Consider the following 20691-nt stretch of genomic DNA (forward strand, 5'->3'; position numbering starts at 1 on the left):
CCACACTCACGTCTCAGGATGTGAGACACCGCACACGGAGGGCGTGAACCGTTCAGTGCCCGCGTCCCGTAGCGTCGCCGCATCTCCCCTGGCTGAACAGCTGCCAGTGCAGCAACGAAATCTGAAGCCGGCATCCGTATCCTTGGGCGCTGGACGCAACCAACAGGTGGATGGCTGTGGCACGACGTGGAACGCAGGGAGCCCTCTTGGCCGGCATGCTGCTGGCCGGCATCGCGCAGGCGCAGCAGGCCGCGCCGGTGGCGGTGCCCGATCCGGCGCCCGTTCCCCCGGTGGATGCTTCGGCGGCAACCACCGCACCGATCTCCACCGCTCTGCCGCAGGACAACGTCACCACCCTCGGCGAAGTGCGTGCGCTCAAGCCGGAAGACGAGCCGCTGGATCTCTACCGCTTCAAGAACCCGGTGAAGTTCGGCGACAACCGCTTCAGCCGTGACTGGAGCGAACCGCCATCGCCGGAGCAGGTGAGCATGGGCGGCGGCTACATCATGATGGGCGTGGTCAAGGGTGTGATGGCGGCCGCCAAGGGCGTGAACAAGCTCACGGGTGGACCTTCGCAGATCCAGGCCGCCGTGGCGCGGCCGCCGCCGGAACTCAGTGCGGAACAGCAGCGGCGCGCGCTGCGGTTCTCCCAGGAGCAGAATGCTGGCGACGCGCCGCCGGTGAAGTAGCCCGGTATATCCTGCCGGCTTCCCCATCGGTGCCATCGCCATGTCCCTGCGTTCGTTCTGCCTGCTGGCCGCGTTGCTGCCAGCCTCCGCCTTCGCTTCCGGCATCGCCGATGACGGCGCCTGCCGCAATGGCGCGTTCCCGTCCGAACAGAGCCGGTTCGCACTGGCGCGGGTGGTCGATGCACCGCGCCTGTACCTGCTTGGCGACATGGACGGCTGCCCGGCCAAGGGCGAACCGGCCTGCCGACAGCGCAGCTATGTGGTCAACGGCGATACGGTGGTGACCGGGCGCGACCTGGGCGCTTATCGCTGCGCGTTCTTCCCGAACAGGGTGGGTGGCAGTGCCGGCTGGGTGGACCGCAGCAAGCTGCAGCCATTGCCGGTGGCCGTGCCGTCGCTGCAGGACTGGGCGGGCAACTGGAAGGACGGCGACAACGGCCTGCGCATCACCGTGCAGGGTGGGCAACTGCATGTGGAGGGGGACGCCTACTGGCCCTCCGCCAACCCCACGCCGGAGCAGCGTCCCTACGGACCGAACATGGGCCAGGTGGAAGCGCGCGCCGCGCCGCGCGGTGCCGACGTCGAGTTCGTCGAGGACACCTGCAAGGTACGCGTGCATTCGCTGGGCGAGGTGCTGATCGTGGCCGACAACAGCGAATGCGGTGGCATGAACGTGCGCTTCAATGGCGTGTACCGGCGCGCGGGCTCGCGTTGAAGAACGCCTGACGGAGGGGGTCAGAGCCCTTTCGCGGGCGAAAGGGATCCGACCCCGGGTCAGCGCCGCCGTTCCAGCCACCACAGCAGCGATGCGCACAACACGAACGCCAGCCACCACGGCCAGCGTGAGCCCGGCACGGGCTGCATCACCGACGCGTTCGCCGACGTGCTGGAGGCCAACGCCTGCGTGGTCGCATCGATCATCGCCTGCCGATGCAGTGCAGCGGCGTCCTTTGGGTCGAACACATAGCGCCAGACGATGCTGTCGCCATGCTGCAGGCGCTGCCAGCCTGCCTCACGGGGCCACCAGCCGGCGCAGCGCAGCGCCGACGTTGCACCATCGGCGATCAGCGCCACGCTGTCGCCACGCAGGTTGAAGGCCTGCAGCGGCGCCTGCACGCCGCACAGCGCCTGCCGTTCGCCTGCCCAGCTGATGGGCTGTGGTGACCACAGCGCATCACCGCTGCCCTGCGCGCGTGCCAGCGTGGCAACCACGTCGCTCCACAGTTCGCCGTGGCGGTCATCGCGGCCTGCCAGCACCCAGCGCCAGCTGTCGGTCAGCGGCAGCAGGCCGATGCGGCCCTTGCCGACCGCGCGCCAGCCGCCGACGGCCTGACCGCCCCGATCGTGCAGCAGCGCGTTGCTGCCCGGCGCCTGCAACGCCAGTGCTTCCAGCGAAGACAGCGCGGCACTGTGCGAGCTGCGGTCGGCCTCTTCGCCGTAGCCGGTCGGCAATGTGCCAGCGGCGAGCGGGCCACGGCGTGCGGCGAGGACCGCGCTTTCGCCATCGCCGGGAAGTTCGAGGGGGTGGCTGCTGCCATCACCCTGCACTGGCAGGCCCAGATCGCGAAGGCGTTGCCGCGCGCTGGCCGAAGGTGCGCCCGCACTGCGCACCAGCACGCCCAGTCCATCGCGCAGCGCCTGGCGCACGGCGGCCAGCTGGCCAGCACTCAATGCCGCCAGGCTGCGCTCGTCCAGCAGCAACAGATCGCTGCGCGTGAGCGATGCTGCATCGATCGACACCGCGCCATCGCCGATGCTGAGTCCGGCCCCGGTATCCGCCTGCACCTGCACACGGATGCCTGCATCGGCTGCCCAGCGCCGCAGGTACTTCAGCTCTGGACCCGGCGCGCCGGCGCGCACCAGCAGGCGCAGCGGTGCGGACGGCAGGGTCTGCTGCGGCACCGGTACGCTGTCCACCACATGGCCGTCGGCATCGAGCAGGCGCAGCTGGAACACGCTGCGGCCTTCGGCGCGGGCGACACCACTCAGCTGCACGCGGCCGTCGTCGGCAACCTCCGTGCGATCGACCACGCTGTCGGCCGGGTCGAGCAGTTCGGCCTTCGCCTTGGCCGCGCCACGCGCCTGCGCCAGCACGTCGAAGCGGGCACCGGGTGCGACATCGGCCGGCGGCTGCAGCGCGATCCAGCCGCGCGGCTCCGGTGCAGCCTGCCAACGCACATCCGGCGGCAGCACCGCGTCGCGGTCACGTGCGACCAGGCCCGCACCGACCAGCGTCAGCGTGGCGGCCGGATGCTGGCGCAGCGCGGTGGCCAGGTCGGGTACGCGCTGTGCGCCGGGCACATCGGCAGCTTCCGGCAACAGCAACAGCGGGCCTTCGCTGGCCGGGAGTGAGTCGGCCTTGCCGGCATCGACGCCAAGTACGACCAGCCCGCCTGCGGGCTGCTGGCGGGTGGGGGGCGCCAGGCAGAAATACAGCAGCGTGGCGACGACGATCTGCAGTGCGATCACGACCCACCGGCGGCCGGGGTGCGCAGTGTCCGCACGCAGCTGGCGCACGCTGGCGATGACCACGATCAGGGCGAGTGCCGGTGCAATCCACAGGTTCACAGCGGAGGCGTTCATGGCTGCGCCTCCAGCGCGTCGAGGTAGCGCTGGCCCATCGCATCGGCGGCACTGCGCCGCATCGTCTGTGGCAGAGGACGCTGCAGCGCCCGCCACAACTGTGCGCGCAGGCGCTGGCGGCAGTCGCCGCAGTCGGGCTCGATGCGCAGCTGCTCGATGGCCGCAGCCAGATCGAGTGCATCGGGCAGGTAGGCGGCGTTGCGCTGCTGCCAGGCCGCCAGCGCATCGAGATCCGGTGCGCCGTTGTCATCACCGAGGCGTTGCCAGGCTTCAACGATGGCCGGGTCCGGCGGGGTTCGCGCGGCCAACGGCAGTTCACGACTGGCCAGTCCGGCGCGATCACCGCCTAGCCGGCGGCTTTCATCGATGGGTGGCAGCTCCGGCCCGACCCGGGCCAGGTAGATGCGCTCGGCCTGCTGCACCTGCTTGATGAAGCCCAGCGCCTTGTAGGCAAATGGCAGCGCCTGCTCCGGGCGGCCCTGGCGCAGCTCGCCTTCGGCCGACCACATCTGATCCAGCGCGGCCTTCAACGTGGCGCGGGTCTGCGGATCGAGCAGGGTGGTCGCCTCGGCGTGGTCATGGGTGTGCCCGTATTCGGAAAGCACGTCGGTCTCGCTGCCGAACACCGGCGGGATATCTGCGTTGGCTGTACTGCCATGATCGTGGCCATGGTCGTCTTGCGCACCGGCCTGCGCGCCATGGTCGTGCTCGTGATCGTCGTCGTGGCCGTCTGCGGTCGGCGCATCGCTGGTGGGCAGGTCGCTGGTCGGCGGCGGCTTCGGCGCACCTTCGCTTTCCTCGCCCAGGAACTGGCCGTAGCGCAGGCGCAGGATGCGCTGGTCGACACCGATCGCATCGCTGCGCTTCACGAAGTCCTCGGCGGCCAGGCTGCGTCGCTGCCGGATCAGCGCTTCGGTATCGATGATGATCTGCCGCTGGCTGCGGAAATACGCAGGCAGGGTCTTCTTGATGCGGCCCTCGAGCTCTGCACCGAGCGCGACTTCGGCGCTGGGCAGGCGCAGGATCACGCTGCTGCTGCGCCCGGTCTGCGGCGTGGGTGCATGATTGTCGCGTACTTCCAGCTGGGCGATCACATCGTTGCCAGGCTGCGCGCCCAGCGCAGCCAGATCAAGGGTGTGGGCGAAACGCCGCGCGGTGGCTTCGCCGCTGCCGGCAAGCGTGACGCTGCGCTTTACGAAGGTGATGTTCTCACCGCTGCCCTGGGTAGTGGTGATCGACAGCGTTGCCTGCGCCGCGACACCGTAATCGTCGCTGGCCTCGAAGCGCAGTGCCCACTGCCGTTGCCCCGGCGTGCCCAGCACCAGGCTGGCCGTGGGCTCCAGTACGCGCACGCTGGGTGCACGGTCGGCCACCACATCCAGCCGATGCAGGCGGGTCTCTGCCAGCGCCGGTTCGCTCACCACGCGGTACAGCAGCGGCATACGTGCCACATCCTGCGCCTGCCACTGTCCTTCGCGCTCGCTCAGTGGCAAGCGGCGACCATCGTGGAACTGCAGCCACGCCTTGTCCGGGGCGCGGTCGAAGCGCAGGGACCAGGACAGCCGGCTGTCGGCGGCAACCTTCGCATCCAGCGCATTCTGGGTGAGCGTGGCCTGGCCGGTATAGGCCGGCGCGTCGATGCGCAGGCGGGTGGACTGCAGGCGCAGCGGGCCCGCAGCAGCAGCGCTGCCAGGCACCGGCGTGCGGACAGGCACGGAGCCGGGGCCGGAACGTGGCCAGCCGAATGCCAGCACAACAATGGCCAGGCCTGCGATCCAGCACAGCGCCAATGCCCCACGCGGCCAGCGTGGACGCAGCTCCGGCATCGCGCGTTCCAGCATGGCCAGCACATGCGTGCGCTGGCGCTGCTGCAGCGGATTGAGCGTGGCGGCATCGGCGAACAGCAGATCGGCACTGTCCTCGCTGGCACCACTGCCATCGAGCTGGCGCTGCAGCCACTGCCGGTCCAGTTGGCGGGCACGTGCAGTGGCGAAGGCCGCACACGCGAGCAGGCTGATCGTGCCGACGACGCAGGCGATATCGAAGCCTGCCAGACGCAGGGCCAGTATCGTTGCGGCCAGCGCCCACGGCAGGCACAGCAGCAGGGTGATGAGCGCACGGCGGCGGCGCGCGCGTTGCCAGGCGTGTTGCAGGGCATTCATGCGCCCACCCTGCGCCGGGCGCTGCTGGCCATCCAGCGTTCCAGCGCGAACAGCAGCACGACGGCCAGCAACAGCCAAGGCGTGGGCTCACGCAGCGGTGGTGTTGCAGCAGGCAATGCGGTCCGCTGCGGTGCCTGGTCACGTGCATCGCCCAGGCGCGGGGCCGTAGGCGGCTGCAGCGCCAGCAGCAGGGCACGTGGCAGGCGCGGATCGCGCAGCGCAGGGTTGCTGGCGGCATTCCAGCCACCCGGCAGCGCCAGCAGATAGCCGTGGCCGATGCGTTGCTGCCACAGCAGCGGTGCGCCCTCGGCATCGCGCAGCAGGATGCGGGCGCTGGCAGCAGGCTTGCCGGCAGTCATGACACGACCGCCGCCGCGCAGCCACGCCTGCCAGTTCGCCGGCAGTGCATCGCTGCGGCTCCACACGCCGATCTCACCGCGCTCCGGCAGGGCATCCGCCGGCAGCGGAGCAAGCGGTGACTGCACGCCCCACGCGCGCTGCAGTGCGTTCAACCAGCGCTGGGCAGTGGCCGAAGCATCGCTGTGCACGCGCAGGCGCGGCGACGTCGCGGCACTCGGTTGCGCAGTGACCGGCATCGGCTGCGTGTGCCACTGCACGTCGCGCGACAGCTGCAGGCGGGCACCATCCAGGCCGGGCAGGGGATCGGGAACGTGCACGGTCAATGCGGTGCCGACGGGCAGCTGCGCGTCCAGTTCGCGCAGCAGGCTGGGTAGGGAGGCGGTGGCTGCAGGGGGTGCCTGATCAATGGCGGGGAAGCCGGGTGCCAGCCAGTGCCAGTTGCCATCCTCGGCCGTTCCATGCAGGGTCGTAGCATCCAGTCCCGGCGCTACCACGGTCCATGCAGCGGGAGGCGCCGTCGGGCCAGTCAACACAGGTCGTGCCAGCAGCAGGGCCAGTGCGGCCAGCAACAGCAGGCGCACCAGCAGCAACGGCCAGTCATCGAAGCGGATGCGCTGGCGTGGCCGTATCTGCGCGCGCAGCCAGCGCAGCGCGGCGAAATCCAGTGGCGTGTACGGATGGCGGCGGGCCAGGTGGATCAGCAGCGGCAGCAACCCTGCGGCGAGCGCGGCCAGGCCGAGCGGGAACAGCAGGGTCATGCATCGCCCCCACGGCCAAACAGCGCCTGCAGCGCCTGGTCCAGCGGCTGGTCCAGCCAGCCGGTGGCACTGGCAATCCCGTTGGCCTGCAGGCGCGCATGCAATGCGCTGCGTGCGTCGGCGAAGCGCTGCAGGTAGTCAGCGCGGATCGCCGCGCCATCGCCCAGCAGTTCCTCGCCGGTCTCCGGGTCGCGGAAGCGGTGGCCGACGTCGAATGGGAAGTCGCGCTCGTCGGCGGTGAGGATCTGCAGCAGTGCCACTTCGCGGCGCGCGCTGGCCAGTTGTTCCAGCAGCACGATGCCGGCGTCGTCGAAGCCATCACCGATTGCCAGCAGCAGGTCGCCCGGGCGCACGCGCTCCCACAGCGGCCGAAGGCGATCGGCCGCAGGCCAGGCGCCGCGCGCCTGCAGGGCGTGCAGTTGCAGATGCACGCGATCACGCTGGCGCGCGCCGTTCGCCGCGGGGACCAGCTGCAGGCCATCGCCATTGATTGCCAGCAGGCCGAAACGGTCACCCTGCTGCAAGGCCAGCTCAATCACGCACGCGGCCACTCCGCGCATATGGTCCAGACGCGAGTGCTGCGGTGCCGCGCGATCCGCCTGGCCGGCCGAGGCGGTGGCATCGAGCAGCAGCCAGACCGTGATCGGGCTTTCGCGTTCGGACTCGCGCACGAAGAAGCGGTCCGAGCGTGCATACAGCTTCCAGTCGATCTGGCGGAGTTCGTCACCCGGTTCGTAGGCACGGTACTGGGCGAATTCGAGGCCGGCACCGCGGCTGCGGCTGGCGTGCTGGCCGATGCCACTGGCACCGCTGGCCAGGCGCGGCCGCAACCGCAGCAGGCGCAGGCGCGCACGCAGTTCCGGCGGCAGGGTCAACGGCGTACCTGCGTTCACGCGTGGCTCAACCCGGGAAGGGCACGGCCTGCAGCAGCGCGGCGACCACGTCGTCGGCACGCTTCTGCTCGGCCTCGGCGGCGAACGACAGCAGCAGGCGATGGCGCATCACCGGCGCGGCCAGCGCCTGCACGTCCTCGCGGGTGGCGGCGAAACGGCCCTGCAGCAGTGCGCGTGCCTTCGCTGCCAGCACCAGCGACTGGCCGGCACGCGGGCCGGCGCCCCACTTCACCCATTGGTTGATCGCCGCCGGAGCACCGTCGCCGGGCCGGCTGGCGCGCACCAGGCGGGTGATCCAGGCCAGCACATCCGGGCTGACATGCACCTGGCGCACCGCGGCCTGCAGCGCGATCACCGCGTCGGCATCCATCACCTTCGGCACCGCGTCGGTGGCACCGCCGGTGGTCTGTTCCAGGATCTGCCGTTCCTCGTCTTCGCTGGGGTAATCCACCAGCACGTGCAGCAGGAAGCGGTCCAGCTGCGCTTCCGGCAGCGGGTAGGTTCCGGCCTGCTCGATCGGGTTCTGCGTGGCCAGCACGAAGAACGGCGCGGGCAGCGCGTAGGTGGTACCGGCGTAACTGACCGTGCGCTCCTGCATCGCTTCCAGCAGTGCGGCCTGGGTCTTGGGCGGGGTGCGGTTGAGTTCGTCGGCCAGCAGCAGGTGGGTGAAGATCGGGCCCTGCTGGAAGCGGAAGTGGCGATGGCCGGTGCCGTGGTCTTCCTCCAGCAGCTCGGTGCCGAGGATGTCGCTGGGCATCAGGTCGGGGGTGAACTGCACGCGCCGGAACTGCAGCTCCAGTGCCTGGCCCAGCGAGCGCACCAGCAGGGTCTTGCCGAGCCCGGGTGCGCCTTCCAGCAGGCAGTGGCCGCCGGCCAGCAGGCCGATCAGCAGCTGCTCGACCACGGTGTTCTGGCCCACTACTGCGCGTGCGAGCGCGGCGCGCAGCTCATCCAGGCGCGGCAGCAGGGAATCGAGGTCGGGGGAGGTCATGGGCGTGCAGGTCCTATCAGTTGTTCAACGCGTACATCACGATGTTGACGCCGAAGCGGGTGTTGTCTTCGGCCAGGAAGCGCTTGTTGCGCCAGTCGTAGTCCCACTCGCAGCCGTAGTCCTTGTTGCTGTACAGCAGGCCCAGGCGGCCGTCGACCTCGATGCCCTTCAGGTAGTCGTGCACCAGGTCGTCGCCCCAGCCGTTGAGTTCGAAGCTGGTGGCAGGCGGGCCATCCGGGAAGCGGAAGAAACTGCGGTACAGCGGGTGGCTGTTGGGCAGCTTCTGCAATGCCCTGGGCCCGAACAGGCGACCCATCTGCGCCTCGAACGAGGTAGCGAACAGGCCGTCGATATCGTGGTTGCAGTCGTCGACGAAGACGAAGCCGCCATTGCGCACGTAGCGCACGAAGTTCTGCCGCTCGGCGGCGTTGAACTCCACCAGCGTGTGCCCGGCCAGGTAGCAGAACGGCGCTTCCAGCATGCGTGGGTCGGCCAGCGCCACCACGTGTTCCTGTGGGTCCACGCGCAGCGAGGTGTAGTCGATCAGCGAGGTGATCAGGTTGGACGGCATGCGCGCGTCCACGTCCCAGTCACCGGAGTCGTACTGAAGGCGGGTGAACCAGAAGTCGTAGCGCGAACTGCGCGGGCCTGCCTGTGCCCAGGCTGGCAGCGCCGCCGCCGAAGCGGCAGCGGCCAACCAGCGCAGGCAGGCCCGGCGATCCATCAGACCGCGTCGGACAGCGAAGTGAAGGTGAAATCGCGCAGCTTCATCGGCGGGATCATCATCACGTAGCTGGATTCATCACCGGCCACGCGCACCGGCTTGCCCAGCTCTTCGATGTTGTTGAGCATGATCACCGGCGATTCGTTGAAGCGGAAGTTCTTCACCGGATGCTTGATCTGGCCGTTCTCGATGTAGAAGGTGCCATCGCGGGTCAGGCCGGTCAGCAGCACGGTCTGCGGATCGACCATGCGGATGTACCAGGTGCGGGTGACCAGGATGCCCTTCTGGGTGCCGCGAACCAGTTCGGCGGTGCTCTTGTCGCCACCGCTCATCAGCAGGTTGCCCGGCGACGCCTTGGCGGTCTTGCCCTGCTTCTGCGCCCAGAAGCGCGAGTAGTCCAGGTTGGCGATCCTGCCGTTCTCGATGATGGCCATGCGCTCGCGGGGCAGGCCCTCGTTGTCCCACGGCAGCACCGGTGCGTCCGGGTGCCACGGGTCGGCGATCATGGTCACGCGCGGGTCGTAGACCTGCTCGCCCAGCTTGTTGCCGCCGCCCTTCTTGGACAGGAAGCTGCGGCCTTCATCGGCCGAGCGTGCGCTGAAGAAGTTCATCATGAAGCTGATCAGGCCGGCCGCCGCAGCCGGCTCCAGGATCACCGTGTACTTGCCCGGTTCCAGCGCCTTGGCTTCGGCCGATTCGGTGGCCTTGCGCATGGCGATGCGGATGTCCTGGTCCGCCTTGAAGTCAGCCGCATCCTTCAGGTTGCGGCCGACCCAGCCCGAACCACGGCCATCCTCGGTGCGCACGGTGCAGGTGTAATTGAAGTTGGTGGTGCGCTGGTAGGCGAAGTTGCCGTTGCTGTTGGCGGTGGCCTGGAAGCCCTGGCCGTCTTCGAGGAAGCCGGCGGCGATCAGGCCATGGCCACGGCACGGCGCGATTGAATCTGCGGCAACCTTGGCACGGAACGCCGGATCGATCGCGGCAGTGGATTCGCTGAAGGTTGGGCTGGCGCGGTAGGTCTGCTTGCCGATGGCCGGCATGAACTCCGGGTTTTCCGGGGCCAGGCGGGCCAGGTCTTCGGCACGGCGCACCACGCGTTCCAGCGCGGCATCGTCGAACTCGTTGATCGAGGCCGTGCCGACGCGCTTGCCGAAGGCAACGGTGACCGCCAGTTCGGTGTTGTCGACGATGCCGCTGGTGGAGACATTGTTCAGTGCGAAACGGATGTTGCCGTCGATCGCGCCGGCCAGCACGGCGGTGCATTCGTCGGCCTTGGACAGGGCGATGACCTTGTCGAGGATGGCCTTGGCCTGGGCTTCGGTGAAGATACTCATGGTGTAAGGGCTCCTGACCGATCAGCCGAGGCTGCGTGCGGTGTTGATGACGTTGATGCCGTTGAAGCGCGCGGTGGACGAACCGTGCGAGACCGCCGAGACCTGGCCCGGCTGGCCCTTGCCGTCGAAGAACGAACCGCCCAGGCGGTAGTCACGCTCGTCGGCCACGGCGGTGCAGGCGTTCCAGAACTCCGGCGTGCGGATCTGGTAGGCCACGTCTTCCAGCATGCGGGTGATCTGGCCGTTCTTGATCTCGTAGAACAGCTGGCCGCCGAACTGCGCGTTGTAGCGCTGCTGGTCGATCGAGAACGAACCATCACCGATGATGTAGATGCCGTTCTCCACGTCCTTGATCAGGTCCGGCACGCTCAATGGCTTCTTGCCCGGTGCCATCGACACGTTGGCCATGCGCTGGAACTGCACGCTGGACCACGAGTCGGCATAGCAGCAGCCGTCGGACTCGGTCTTGCCGAGGATGTGGGCCTGGTCGCGGATGGTCTGGTAGTCCACCAGCTTGCCGTTGCTGATCAGGTCCCAGCGCTTGCACTTCACGCCTTCATCGTCGTACGCCACCGCGCCGAGGCTGCCCGGCTGGGTCTTGTCGGCGAAGATGTTGACCAGTTCGCTGCCGTACTGGAAATGCTGTTCGCGCTTGTCCAGGGTGGCGAAGCTGGTGCCGGCGTAGTTGGCCTCGTAGCCAAGCACGCGGTCCAGCTCCAGCGGGTGACCGATCGATTCGTGGATGGTCAGCCAGGTATGCGACGGGTCGAGCACCAGGTCGTACTTGCCCGGCTTCACCGACGGTGCCTTCAGCTTTTCCTGCGCCTGCCTGGCAGCGGCGATGGCGTCTTCCTTCATGTCGTAGGAAGAACTGTAGTTGACCACGCCATTGGGGCCGACCACCTTGCCTGCGGCGGCGCCATCCAGGTACTCGTAGCCCAGGCCCATCGGCGAGGACAGGCCCGAACGGGTGCGGAACTTGCCGCTGGACTTGTCGATGGCGGTGACCGTCATCGGCGCCCAGATACGGTGCACGTCCTGGTCGATGTAGGAACCGTCCGTGGAGGCGAAGTACTTCTGCTCGTTGACCAGGAACAGCATCGAATTGACGAAACTGGCACCGGCACCCATCGCCGCAGCGTTGACGTCCAGCAGCAGGCCGACCTTGTCCTTGATCGGCACCTCCATCGCGTTCTTGCGGATCGGCGTGCGCCAACTCACCTCACCGACGCCCGGCGCCTTGGCCAGCTGCACCGGCGCGGTCTGCACGCCGGCGTTGGCCTTGGCGATCGCCGCCGCCTGCTGCGCGGCCTTGGCCACATCGGCCGTACCCAGCGCATTGGTGGCGGCAAAGCCCCAGGCACCGTTGACGATCACGCGGATGCCCACGCCGGTGGACTCGGTGTTCACCACGTTCTGCACCTTGTCCTCGCGGGTGATCACGAACTGCCGCAGGTAGCGGCCGATGCGCACGTCGCAGTAGGTGGCGCCGGCCTGGCGGGCGGCGGCCAGCGCCGCATCGGCCAGGCGCTTCTTCAGCCCCAGGTCCAGCGAGCTCTGCAGCTGTTCGGCGGCGATCACCTTGCCGAAGAAGGAGGGCACGATCAGCCCGCCCGCGGTAAGCCCGGTCAGGGCCAGGAAGTCACGTCTTTGCAAGGCTGCTCTCCATGTCGAAGGATGGGTGGCTCAAGCGCCGAGACTGCGCGCGGTGTTGATGATGTTGATGCCGTTGAAGCGGGTGGTGGACGAACCGTGCGAGACCGCCGAGACCTGGCCGGGCTGGCCCTTGCCGTCGAAGAACGAACCGCCCAGGCGGAAGTCGCGTTCATCGCAGATGGCGGTGCAGGCATTCCAGAATTCCGGCGTTCGGATCTGGTAGGCCGCATCCTCGACCATGCCGGCGATCTTTCCGTCCTTGATCTGGTAGTACAGCTGGCCGCCGAACTGCGCGTTGTAGCGCTGCTGGTCGATCGAATACGAACCGCGGCCGTGGATCCAGATGCCGTTCTCCACGTCCTTGATCATGTCCTCGACGCTGAGCGGCTGCTTGCCCGGTGCCAGTGAGACATTGGCCATGCGCTGGAACTGCACGCTGGACCAGGAATCGGCATAGCTGCAGCCATGCGATGCATCGCGGCCGAGGATATGGGCCTCGTCGCGGGTGGCCTGGTAGTCAACCAGGATGCCGTCGCGCACCAGGTCCCAACGCTGCGTCTTCACCCCTTCATCGTCGTAGCCGACGGCGCCGAGGCTGCCCGGCTGGGTCTTGTCGGCGAAGAAGGTGACGATGTCGCTGCCCCAGCGGAAACCCGCATCGCGCTTGTCCAGGGTGGCGAAGCTGGTGCCGGCGTAGTTGGCTTCGTAGCCAAGCACGCGGTCCAGCTCCAGCGGGTGGCCGACGTTCTCGTGGATGGTCAGGAACAGGTTGGACGGGTCCAGCACCAGGTCGTACTTGCCGGGCTTCACCGACGGCGCCTTCAGTTTCTCGCGCGCGTGGCGGGCGGCCGCGATGGCGTCCTCGACCGGGTCGTAGGAATCGCGGTAAGCGGTGATGCCGCCGGGCAGCTGCACCTTGCCGCGCGCATCGCCATCGAGGAACTCGTAGCCCATGCCCATCGGCGAGGACAGGCCGGCGCGGGTGCGGAACCTGCCGCTGGCCTTGTCGATGGCGGTGGCGGTGAACGGCAGCCAGATGCGATGGATGTCCTGGTCGATGAACGAGCCGTCGCTGGAGGCGAAGTACTTCTGCTCGTTGACCAGGAACAGGGTGGAATTGATGTAGTCGGCGCCCGCATTCAGCGCAGCGGCATTGAGTGCCAGCAGCAGCTCGACCTTGTCCTGGATCGGCACCGCCATCGCGTTCCTGCGGATCGGGGTCTTCCAGTGCACCTCGCCGACCGACGGCGTTGGCGCCAGCTGCACCGGCCGGGTCTGGATGCTGGCGTTGGCACGGGCGATCGCCGCCGCCTGCTCGACCGCAGCGCGCACGGCGGCCTCGGTCTGCTGATGGGTTGCAGCGAAGCCCCAGGCACCGTTGACGATCACCCGCACGCCCACGCCGGACGATTCGCGGTTGGTCACATTGCCGACCTGATGCTCGCGTGTGATGACCGACTGGTTGAGATAGCGGCCGATGCGGACATCGCAGTAGCTGGCCTTGGCGGTGCGTGCGGCGGCCAGCGCCACGTCCGCCAGGCGCCTGCGCTGGGCGGTATCGACCGGGGCGAGCAGCTGCTCGGCGGCGATGGCACGGGAATGCGGCAGCAGCAGGCCCGCCAGGCCCAGACCGGAAAAAGCCAGGAACTCACGTCGTTGCACAGCGTTTCTCTCTCTCGCTTGCGTGCGGTTGGCAATGGGCCGGACCGATCACGTCAACTCCTCGACTTTCGCCAGCGCGGGGCGTGGGGACAAGTGACTGCAGTCATGGTTGGGGGTGTTTCGGCAGGGCTGCGCCCTGCACCTGCTCAGAGCAACGGCAACGGCCAAAGCCAGAGCCAGAGCGGCATTCCGTGGGATGGCGGGGCGGTGTGGGTGGGCAGGACACGCCGTAAACCCGTCCCTGGGGGCTCGATGGCGCCATCCATGGCGCCAACGGTCCTGCCCACCCACACCGCCCCACCTCTGACAGCTGGCCGGTGGCTGTTGGTGGGTGCCGACCGTTGGTCGGCACATCTGTCAGATATCGAATGAAATTCGGGGTCAGATCCGTTTTCCTGCGGAAAACGGATCTGACCCCAAGAGTGTTTCCGACAGATCGCGGCCAACTGTCGAAGGCGGGTGGGTCCGGTTGAGGGGGCGTGAGCCGCATGGATGCGGCGACCGAGCTTACATGGACGTACTTGCAGCGTCCCCCTCAATCGGACCCACCCCGCCATCCCACGGAAAGCCCGCTTTTGAATTTGACGTGGCTGTTGCCGTTGCTGTGGCTTGAAGCAGGTGCAGGGCTGCAAGCCCTGCCGAGCAACACCCCCTCGTGCACAATGGGGCCGACCCCGCCTGGACCCCGTCCTGATGTCGAGCAAGCCGTATTCAGAAGCCTGCGAGCGCAACCGCGAGCCCATCGCCACCGCACTCGACCCGTGGATGGGCGACCGCCGTCGGGTGCTGGAGATCGGCAGTGGCACCGGCCAGCATGCGGCCTTCTTCGCCGAGCGCTGGCCGTGGCTGCGCTGGCAGCCCAGTGATCATCCGGACCATCTGCCCGGCATCGAAGCCTGGCGTGCAGAGGCCGCGCTGCTGAACCTGCTGCCGCCGGCGGCGCTGCAGGTGGAACTGCCACCGGCGCCCGGGCTCAGCCTGCCACAGGGCAGCACGTTCGATGCGGCGTTCACTGCCAATACCCTGCACATCATGGGCTGGGAGCACGTGCAGGCGTTGTTTGCCGCGCTGCCACCGCTGCTGCGCCACGGTGCGCTGCTGGCGGTCTACGGCCCGTTCAACTACGGCGGCCGCTACACCAGCGACAGCAACGCGCAGTTCGATGCGTGGCTGAAGGCACGTGACCCGCGCAGCGGCATACGCGATGTGGAAGCCGTGCAGGCGCTGGCCGAGGACAACGGCTTCACCCGCCTGCGCGACGTGGCGATGCCGGCCAACAACCGCCTCCTGCTGTGGCGGTTTGGGTGATCAAGCCTCGGGGGCCATGCTGGAAAGGCGTGCTGCCGCAGCACGAAGTCCGTTGAAAATCGGTTCGGACACGTTTGAGGGGAAGTCATCCGGGAGCTGACGGGTGACCTGCTGGATGGCGGGCTCGACGGCCGCGATCAATGTCTTGATCCATGGTTCTGCACCATCGGCAACGCCGCAGGCGCGCGCGGTTTCATTCCAGTGCCGCCGTCGCACAAGGTGCAGTTTCCGGTGGCGGTTCTTGCCATGTACGGCCATGGCGAGCTGTGCGTTTCGTGGATCGAGTTGATTGGGTCCCCAGCCGAGGATGGGATATACCGACAGCACGTCGTAGACGGGCGTCAGGCGGAAGCGTCCACCGGCTTCCAGGTGAACACTGAAATTCTTGGCATGGCCGTCGGTTGCGGCCAGCATCCAGAAAAGAATCTGCGTCTTGAAGAAGATCGCGCGATCCTCGGGGTGTTCGGACTGTCGAAGCAGATCCATGATCGGAACGATACCGGGGCCGCCATCGGATTCATACTTTCTGGCAGCCGGCAGACCAAAGACCTGACACATGTCTTCCTGTGGCAGTCGCAGCCACCACCGGCGGTCGGCAGACAGGCGACGGTCAAACCGCTCGACAATGAGAGCACGTTGGTCGTTGAAGCGGCCCATCTGCGTCTCGGCCACGGGGATATCAAAGGCGGAAAGCAGATGCATGCACAGCCATTCATTCTCCACGGACTGATGCATGTCTGCCCGCATGTTGCCAACAATGCCAAGCGGCAGCTTGAAGATGTGAGTGGATGGTGTGTTGCCGGTAGGAATGCACCATTGGCCAGCATGCAGCAGAAGACCGGTCTTTTCCTGCGCACCGGCGATGGAAATGCGGAATGCATCATCACGGCTGGGTGCGCCAGGCAGGTTCCCTGTCGTCACCTGACGCAGGATCGTAGCGACACCTGCTTCGTCCAACACCTCGCACGTGATCTGCTGGATGTCTTCGGGTGGATGCGCAGGCGGCAACAGCTGCACTGCGCCGACACAATCCCGTCCAATGGCTTCAAGAAGATCGAACGTATCGCTGCCGCGCGTGGCGAACCGGTCGCGGATCCGGTTGCGTATGGCGACGTTATCGGGAAGAAGGTTATCGAAGTAGTCGTTGACGACGTTGCCCCGATGGCTCTCGCCATCTGGGAGCAGGGGTAGAGAGAGCGACAACGGTCGGGACTGGGGCGAGCTGATCCACTGGCTGACATACGACAACCGGGATGACCCGTTCCGGACATCATCCCAAAGTGCGACTTCCACACCATTCATCCAGACCTGCAGCGTACCCATGGCTCACCACTCCAATGACGACGTGTTCTCCTGGGGACTTCGTTGCTGGAGGCTGACCTCCAGACCCAGCACCGCCCAGATCCGCATCAGGCGTTCAAAACTTGCCGATGCAGGGTCGCGTTCCAGCGCGCCCACTGCCTGGCGGCTGATCCCGAGTCGCTCCGCCAGCTGAGCCTGGCTCAGGCCCGCCTGGCGCCGGAAAGCACGCATCAGGGGCGCAAGTTGTTGGGCTGTCCTCACTGTGTGCAGCGGCCTGTCCATACCGGCAGTCCTCAAGGAAAGATGACCGTACGCCAACGCGTACGCAAAGGATAGGTTGCTTTACGACAAGCAACCTATCGCTTTCTCGCTGAGGAGGCAACCTATCGATTGCTATATCGCTTTGCAACCTATAGGTTGCCTTTCCATGACGCAGCGCCGCGTCAAGCCACCTGCACGATATGCAGCGCCTTCGGGTTGCGCCACTGCGCCAGCAGGGCAGCCTCGCGCGCCTTGGCCTGTTCGTAGTGCGCTTCCTTGACGTGGCCGAAGCCGCGGATGTGCTCGGGCACGCTGGCGATCTCCACCGCCAGGGCCAGGCGGCCGTCCTCCAGGCCATCCAGCAGCAGCTGCACGGTGGCTTCGTAATCGGCGATCAGCTGGCGCTCCATGCGCCGCTCTTCAGTACGGCCGAATACATCCAGGCGGCCGCCACGCAGGAACTTCAGCTTGGCCAGCAGGCCGAAGGCCTTGAACATCCACGGGCCGTATTCCTTCTTCAGCAGGCGGCCCTGCTCATCCTTCTTTGCGAACAGCGGCGGCGCCAGGTGGAAGCGCAGCTGGTAGTCACCCTCGAACTGCTGCTGCAGGCGGCGCTGGAAGTCACCGCTGGTGTACAGGCGGGCTACTTCGTACTCGTCCTTGTAGGCCATCAGCTTGAACAGGTAGCGGGCGACGGTCTCGGTCAGCGCAGTGGAACCGCCGATGCGCTCGGCCTCGGTGGCGCGCACGCGTGCCACCAGATCACGGTAGCGCTTGGCATAGGCAGCGTCCTGGTAATCGACCAGGAAGGCGGCGCGACGCTCGATCATTTCGTCCAGCGAACGCGACAGGCGTGCGTCGTCCAGCGGCAGGAATGCCACGTCGCCACCGTGCGAGGGCAGGCCACGCAGCTCGCGTTCGTCGCCGGTGTTGCGCGGTGCCGCGGTCGCACCCCATTCATTGCCTTCCCACTCGCCCGGCGGCAGCGGGTGCAGCGGGCCGGGGGTGGACTCGGTATCGGTGTGGCGGTTGTGCACCAGGCCGGCGGCCTGCTGTACGGCCTGCGGGTCGACCACCGCCAGGCGGCCCCAGGCGAAGGCCTGCTGGTTCATCGCCACGGCGGCGCCATTGAGTTCGATGGCGCGCATCAGCGACTCGAACGACAGCGGCACCAGGCCCTGCTGCCAGGCGTAGCCGAGGATGAACAGGTTGGCGGCGATGGCATCGCCCAGCAGCGCGGTGGCCAGCTGGGTGGCATCCAGCAGCAACGGCTCCTGGCCGCCCAGGGCTACGCGCACACCGGCGATGATGTCGGCGGCGGGGAACTGCATGTCCGGACGGGTGGTGAACGTGCCCGGCATCGCTTCGTAGGTGTTCAGCACCACCTGCGAACGGCCGGCGCGCACCTTCGAAAGCGCCCAGTAGTCGTTGACCACCACCATGTCGCAGCCCAGCACCAGGTCGGCTTCACCGGCGGCGATGCGCACGGCGTGGATGTCATCCGGGCGGCGTGCGATGCGGATGTGCGTGGTCACCGCGCCACCCTTCTGCGCCAGGCCGGTCTGGTCGAGCACGGTCGCGCCCTTGCCTTCCAGGTGGCCGGCCATGCCCAGCAGTGCACCGATGGTCACCACGCCGGTACCGCCGACGCCGGTGATCAGGATGTTCCAGGGTTGTTCCAGCGTGCCGCGGATGGTTGGTGCCGGCAGGTTGTCCAGCAGCGTGGAGGCATCGCGCTTGCTGCCCTTGCGCGGCTGGCCACCGTGTACGGTGACGAAGCTCGGGCAGAAGCCGTTCACGCACGAATAGTCCTTGTTGCAGTTGGACTGGTCGATCTCGCGCTTGCGCCCGAACTCGGTTTCCTTCGGCAGCACCGACACGCAGAAGCTCTTCTTGCCGCAGTCGCCGCAACCTTCGCAGACCAGCGAATTGATCAGCACCCGCTTCTGCGGATCTTCCAGCTTGCCGCGCTTGCGGCGGCGACGCTTCTCGGTGGCGCAGGTCTGTTCGTAGATCAGGATCGAAACACCCTTCACTTCGCGCAGGCGCTTCTGCACCTCCTCCAGTTCGCTGCGGTCGTGGAACTCCACGTCGCTGGGGAAGTGCTCGCGCTGGCCGGTCCACTTGCCGATGTTGTCCGACAGCACCACGATGGTGTGGATGCCTTCGGCGCGCATCTGCTTTGCGATGTCGGGCACGCTCAACGGGCCGTCCACCGGCTGGCCGCCAGTCATCGCCACCGCGTCGTTGTAGAGGATCTTGTAGGTGATGTTGACGCCGGCCGCGACCGCCTGGCGGATCGCCAGCGAGCCGCTGTGGAAATAGGTGCCGTCGCCCAGGTTCTGGAACACGTGCGGGGTATCGGTGAACGGCGCCTGCCCGGCCCAGGTCACGCCTTCGCCGCCCATGTGGGTGAAGGTGTCGGTGCTGCGGTCCATCCAGGTCACCATGTAATGGCAACCGATGCCGGCCAGTGCCCGCGAGCCTTCCGGCACCTGGGTGGAGGTGTTGTGCGGGCAGCCCGAGCAGTAGTGCGGCACGCGCGGGAAGCTGGCGCGCGGCAACGCAAGCTCGGCTTCCTTCTGCTGCATCCACTGCAGGCGTTGTTCAATGGATTCGTTGTTGAAGAACTTCTGGATGCGGCGGCCGATCACGCCGGCAATGGTGGCCGGGGTCAGTTCACCGGTGGACGGCAGGATCCATTCGCCACTCTCGTCGTACTTGCCGACGATGGACGGGCGCTGGCCCCAGCTGGCCGGCCAATTGAAGAACTGTTCCTTCATCTGGCGCTCGATGAAGGCACGCTTCTCCTCCACCACGATGATGTCTTCCAGGCCCTGCGCGAAGCGCGCGATGCCCTGCGGTTCCAGCGGCCAGGTCATGCCGACCTTGTACACGCGGATGCCGATGTCGGCGCACGCGGCTTCGTCCAGGCCCAGGTACTCCAGCGCCTGCAGCACGTCCAGGTAGCTCTTGCCGGTGGTGACGATGCCCAGCCGCGCGCGCGGCGCATCCATCACCACCTTGTCGATGCCGTTGGCGCGGGCAAAGGCCTGCGCGGCCTTCACCGCATAGCGGTGCAGGCGCATTTCCTGGTCCAGCGGCGGGTCCGGCCAGCGGATGTTGAGGCCACCCGACGGCATCTCGAAGTCTTCCGGCAGCACGATGCGGCGCGCCATCGGATCGACCTGCACCGACGCCGACGATTCCACCGTCTCGGCGATCGTCTTGAAGCCGACCCAGCGGCCGGTATAGCGGCTCATCGCCCAGCCCAGCAGGCCCATGTCGAGGATGTCCTGCACGCCGGCCGGGTTCAGCACCGGCATCATCGCGCTGACGAACTCGTCCTCGCTGCCATGCGGCAGGGTCGAACTGCGGCAGGCATGGTCATCGGCGGCCAGTGCCAGCACGCCACCATAGCGCGAGGTGCCGGCCGCATTGGCATGCTTGAACACGTCGCCGCAGCGGTCCACGCCCGGTCCCTTGCCGTACCACATGCCGAACACGCCCTGCACGTTGGCGCCGGGGAACAGGTTGGTCTGCTGGGTGCCCCATACCATGGTGGCGCCCAGGTCCTCGTTCAGGCCGGGGGTGAACTTCACCTTGGCCGCTTCCAGATGCTTGCGCGCGCGCCACAGTTCCAGGTCGAAGCCACCCAGCGGGCTGCCACGGTAGCCACTGACGAAGCCGGCGCTGTCGATGCCTTCGGCGGCATCGCGCAGGCGCTGCATCAGCGGCAGCCGCACCAGCGCCTGCACGCCACTCAGGTAGATCCGCCCCTCGTTGCGGGTGTACTTGTGGTCGAGCGTGTAATCACGGTCGAGCAGGTCGGCGGAGGAGGGCGAAGTGAGTTGCGCGGTACTGGTCATGGCTGGCCCGGTAGGATCGGCTGGCACCGGCCGCGTGCAGGCACGCGGCGGGAAAGGCGCGAATTGTAGCAGCGGGGCCGTGGTGGGCCCGGCACTCGCGCCCGCGCCGCTGCTGGGGTTAGGATCGGGGCGAGAGAGG

15 protein-coding genes are annotated in these 20691 nt (G+C 67.4%); 3 read left to right on the top strand and 12 right to left on the bottom strand.

What is annotated here, in order from left to right; all coding sequences use genetic code 11:
- The first annotated feature begins 170 nt into the window (after positions 1-170).
- Both Q9Q79_RS00390 and Q9Q79_RS00395 read left to right on the top strand, forming a co-directional pair.
- Positions 171-689, top strand: coding sequence for a hypothetical protein (locus Q9Q79_RS00390; protein ID WP_044569323.1), 519 nt, complete (start codon positions 171-173; stop codon positions 687-689).
- A 40-nt stretch (positions 690-729) separates the two neighbouring features.
- Complete coding sequence (locus Q9Q79_RS00395; protein WP_012478708.1) at positions 730-1404, top strand: hypothetical protein; 675 nt, start codon at positions 730-732, stop codon at positions 1402-1404.
- 59 nt (positions 1405-1463) lie between these two features.
- On the opposite strand, the gene Q9Q79_RS00400 is transcribed toward Q9Q79_RS00395, so the two are convergent.
- From Q9Q79_RS00400 to Q9Q79_RS00440, 9 genes are read right to left on the bottom strand one after another with little or no spacing between them, the layout of a single operon-like run.
- Entirely contained in the window at positions 1464-3272 is a 1809-nt protein-coding gene (locus tag Q9Q79_RS00400) for a hypothetical protein (RefSeq protein ID WP_201863849.1), read from the bottom strand.
- Positions 3269-5434, bottom strand: a complete 2166-nt coding sequence (locus Q9Q79_RS00405; RefSeq protein WP_201863848.1) for a hypothetical protein — start codon at positions 5432-5434, stop codon at positions 3269-3271. Before Q9Q79_RS00405 ends, Q9Q79_RS00400 begins: the two co-directional genes overlap by 4 nt.
- A complete protein-coding gene (locus tag Q9Q79_RS00410; protein WP_201863846.1) occupies positions 5431-6552 on the bottom strand; it encodes a BatA domain-containing protein in 1122 nt (373 codons plus the stop codon). The genes Q9Q79_RS00405 and Q9Q79_RS00410 overlap by 4 nt, the downstream gene beginning before the upstream one ends.
- Entirely contained in the window at positions 6549-7445 is an 897-nt protein-coding gene (locus Q9Q79_RS00415) for a DUF58 domain-containing protein (RefSeq protein ID WP_049395464.1), read from the bottom strand. Before Q9Q79_RS00415 ends, Q9Q79_RS00410 begins: the two co-directional genes overlap by 4 nt.
- Before the next feature lie 7 nt (positions 7446-7452).
- Positions 7453-8436 carry a MoxR family ATPase gene (locus tag Q9Q79_RS00420; RefSeq protein ID WP_005407527.1) on the bottom strand — a complete coding sequence of 328 codons (984 nt, stop codon included), beginning with the start codon at positions 8434-8436 and terminating at the stop codon, positions 7453-7455.
- A gap of 16 nt (positions 8437-8452) precedes the next feature.
- Entirely contained in the window at positions 8453-9160 is a 708-nt protein-coding gene (locus Q9Q79_RS00425; RefSeq protein ID WP_005411842.1) for a DUF4159 domain-containing protein, read from the bottom strand.
- Positions 9160-10494, bottom strand: coding sequence for a TldD/PmbA family protein (locus tag Q9Q79_RS00430; RefSeq protein ID WP_005407529.1), 1335 nt, complete (start codon positions 10492-10494; stop codon positions 9160-9162). Before Q9Q79_RS00430 ends, Q9Q79_RS00425 begins: the two co-directional genes overlap by 1 nt.
- 21 nt (positions 10495-10515) lie before the next feature.
- Positions 10516-12150, bottom strand: a complete 1635-nt coding sequence (locus tag Q9Q79_RS00435; RefSeq protein WP_005407530.1) for a TldD/PmbA family protein — start codon at positions 12148-12150, stop codon at positions 10516-10518.
- Positions 12151-12180: 30 nt separating this feature from the next.
- Positions 12181-13812 carry a TldD/PmbA family protein gene (locus Q9Q79_RS00440; protein ID WP_012478715.1) on the bottom strand — a complete coding sequence of 544 codons (1632 nt, stop codon included), beginning with the start codon at positions 13810-13812 and terminating at the stop codon, positions 12181-12183.
- Between the two features lie 693 nt (positions 13813-14505).
- On the opposite strand from Q9Q79_RS00440, the gene Q9Q79_RS00445 reads away from it, so the two are divergent.
- On the top strand, positions 14506-15120 hold the full coding sequence (locus tag Q9Q79_RS00445; protein WP_201862201.1) for a DUF938 domain-containing protein: 615 nt from the start codon (positions 14506-14508) through the stop codon (positions 15118-15120).
- Here the strand turns inward: Q9Q79_RS00445 and Q9Q79_RS00450 are convergent, their stop codons facing one another.
- The 3 genes from Q9Q79_RS00450 to Q9Q79_RS00460 all read right to left on the bottom strand — a co-directional run bounded on the left by Q9Q79_RS00450 (position 15121) and on the right by Q9Q79_RS00460 (position 20552).
- Positions 15121-16443 carry a type II toxin-antitoxin system HipA family toxin gene (locus Q9Q79_RS00450; RefSeq protein WP_049459435.1) on the bottom strand — a complete coding sequence of 441 codons (1323 nt, stop codon included), beginning with the start codon at positions 16441-16443 and terminating at the stop codon, positions 15121-15123.
- 3 nt (positions 16444-16446) lie between these two features.
- The gene (locus Q9Q79_RS00455; RefSeq protein WP_005407534.1) at positions 16447-16704 is read right to left on the bottom strand and encodes a helix-turn-helix transcriptional regulator; all 258 of its coding nucleotides are present in this window, start codon (positions 16702-16704) and stop codon (positions 16447-16449) included.
- Positions 16705-16865: 161 nt separating this feature from the next.
- A complete protein-coding gene (locus tag Q9Q79_RS00460; protein WP_024956262.1) occupies positions 16866-20552 on the bottom strand; it encodes an indolepyruvate ferredoxin oxidoreductase family protein in 3687 nt (1228 codons plus the stop codon).
- Positions 20553-20691: the final 139 nt, after the last annotated feature.

Origin of the sequence: Stenotrophomonas sp. a6, from assembly GCF_030913325.1 — a bacterium.
Lineage (GTDB): Bacteria > Pseudomonadota > Gammaproteobacteria > Xanthomonadales > Xanthomonadaceae > Stenotrophomonas > Stenotrophomonas maltophilia.

Excerpts from the sequence above, each read along its gene's own strand:
- Q9Q79_RS00390 (WP_044569323.1), top strand. The coding sequence starts at position 171 with ATGGCTGTGGCACGACGTGGAACGCAGGGAGCCCTCTTGGCCGGCATG.
- Q9Q79_RS00395 (WP_012478708.1), top strand. The coding sequence starts at position 730 with ATGTCCCTGCGTTCGTTCTGCCTGCTGGCCGCGTTGCTGCCAGCCTCC.
- Q9Q79_RS00400 (WP_201863849.1), bottom strand. The coding sequence starts at position 3,272 with ATGAACGCCTCCGCTGTGAACCTGTGGATTGCACCGGCACTCGCCCTG.
- Q9Q79_RS00405 (WP_201863848.1), bottom strand. The coding sequence starts at position 5,434 with ATGAATGCCCTGCAACACGCCTGGCAACGCGCGCGCCGCCGCCGTGCG.
- Q9Q79_RS00410 (WP_201863846.1), bottom strand. The coding sequence starts at position 6,552 with ATGACCCTGCTGTTCCCGCTCGGCCTGGCCGCGCTCGCCGCAGGGTTG.
- Q9Q79_RS00420 (WP_005407527.1), bottom strand. The coding sequence starts at position 8,436 with ATGACCTCCCCCGACCTCGATTCCCTGCTGCCGCGCCTGGATGAGCTG.
- Q9Q79_RS00425 (WP_005411842.1), bottom strand. The coding sequence starts at position 9,160 with ATGGATCGCCGGGCCTGCCTGCGCTGGTTGGCCGCTGCCGCTTCGGCG.
- Q9Q79_RS00430 (WP_005407529.1), bottom strand. The coding sequence starts at position 10,494 with ATGAGTATCTTCACCGAAGCCCAGGCCAAGGCCATCCTCGACAAGGTC.
- Q9Q79_RS00445 (WP_201862201.1), top strand. The coding sequence starts at position 14,506 with ATGTCGAGCAAGCCGTATTCAGAAGCCTGCGAGCGCAACCGCGAGCCC.
- Q9Q79_RS00450 (WP_049459435.1), bottom strand. The coding sequence starts at position 16,443 with ATGGGTACGCTGCAGGTCTGGATGAATGGTGTGGAAGTCGCACTTTGG.
- Q9Q79_RS00455 (WP_005407534.1), bottom strand. The coding sequence starts at position 16,704 with ATGGACAGGCCGCTGCACACAGTGAGGACAGCCCAACAACTTGCGCCC.
- Q9Q79_RS00460 (WP_024956262.1), bottom strand. The coding sequence starts at position 20,552 with ATGACCAGTACCGCGCAACTCACTTCGCCCTCCTCCGCCGACCTGCTC.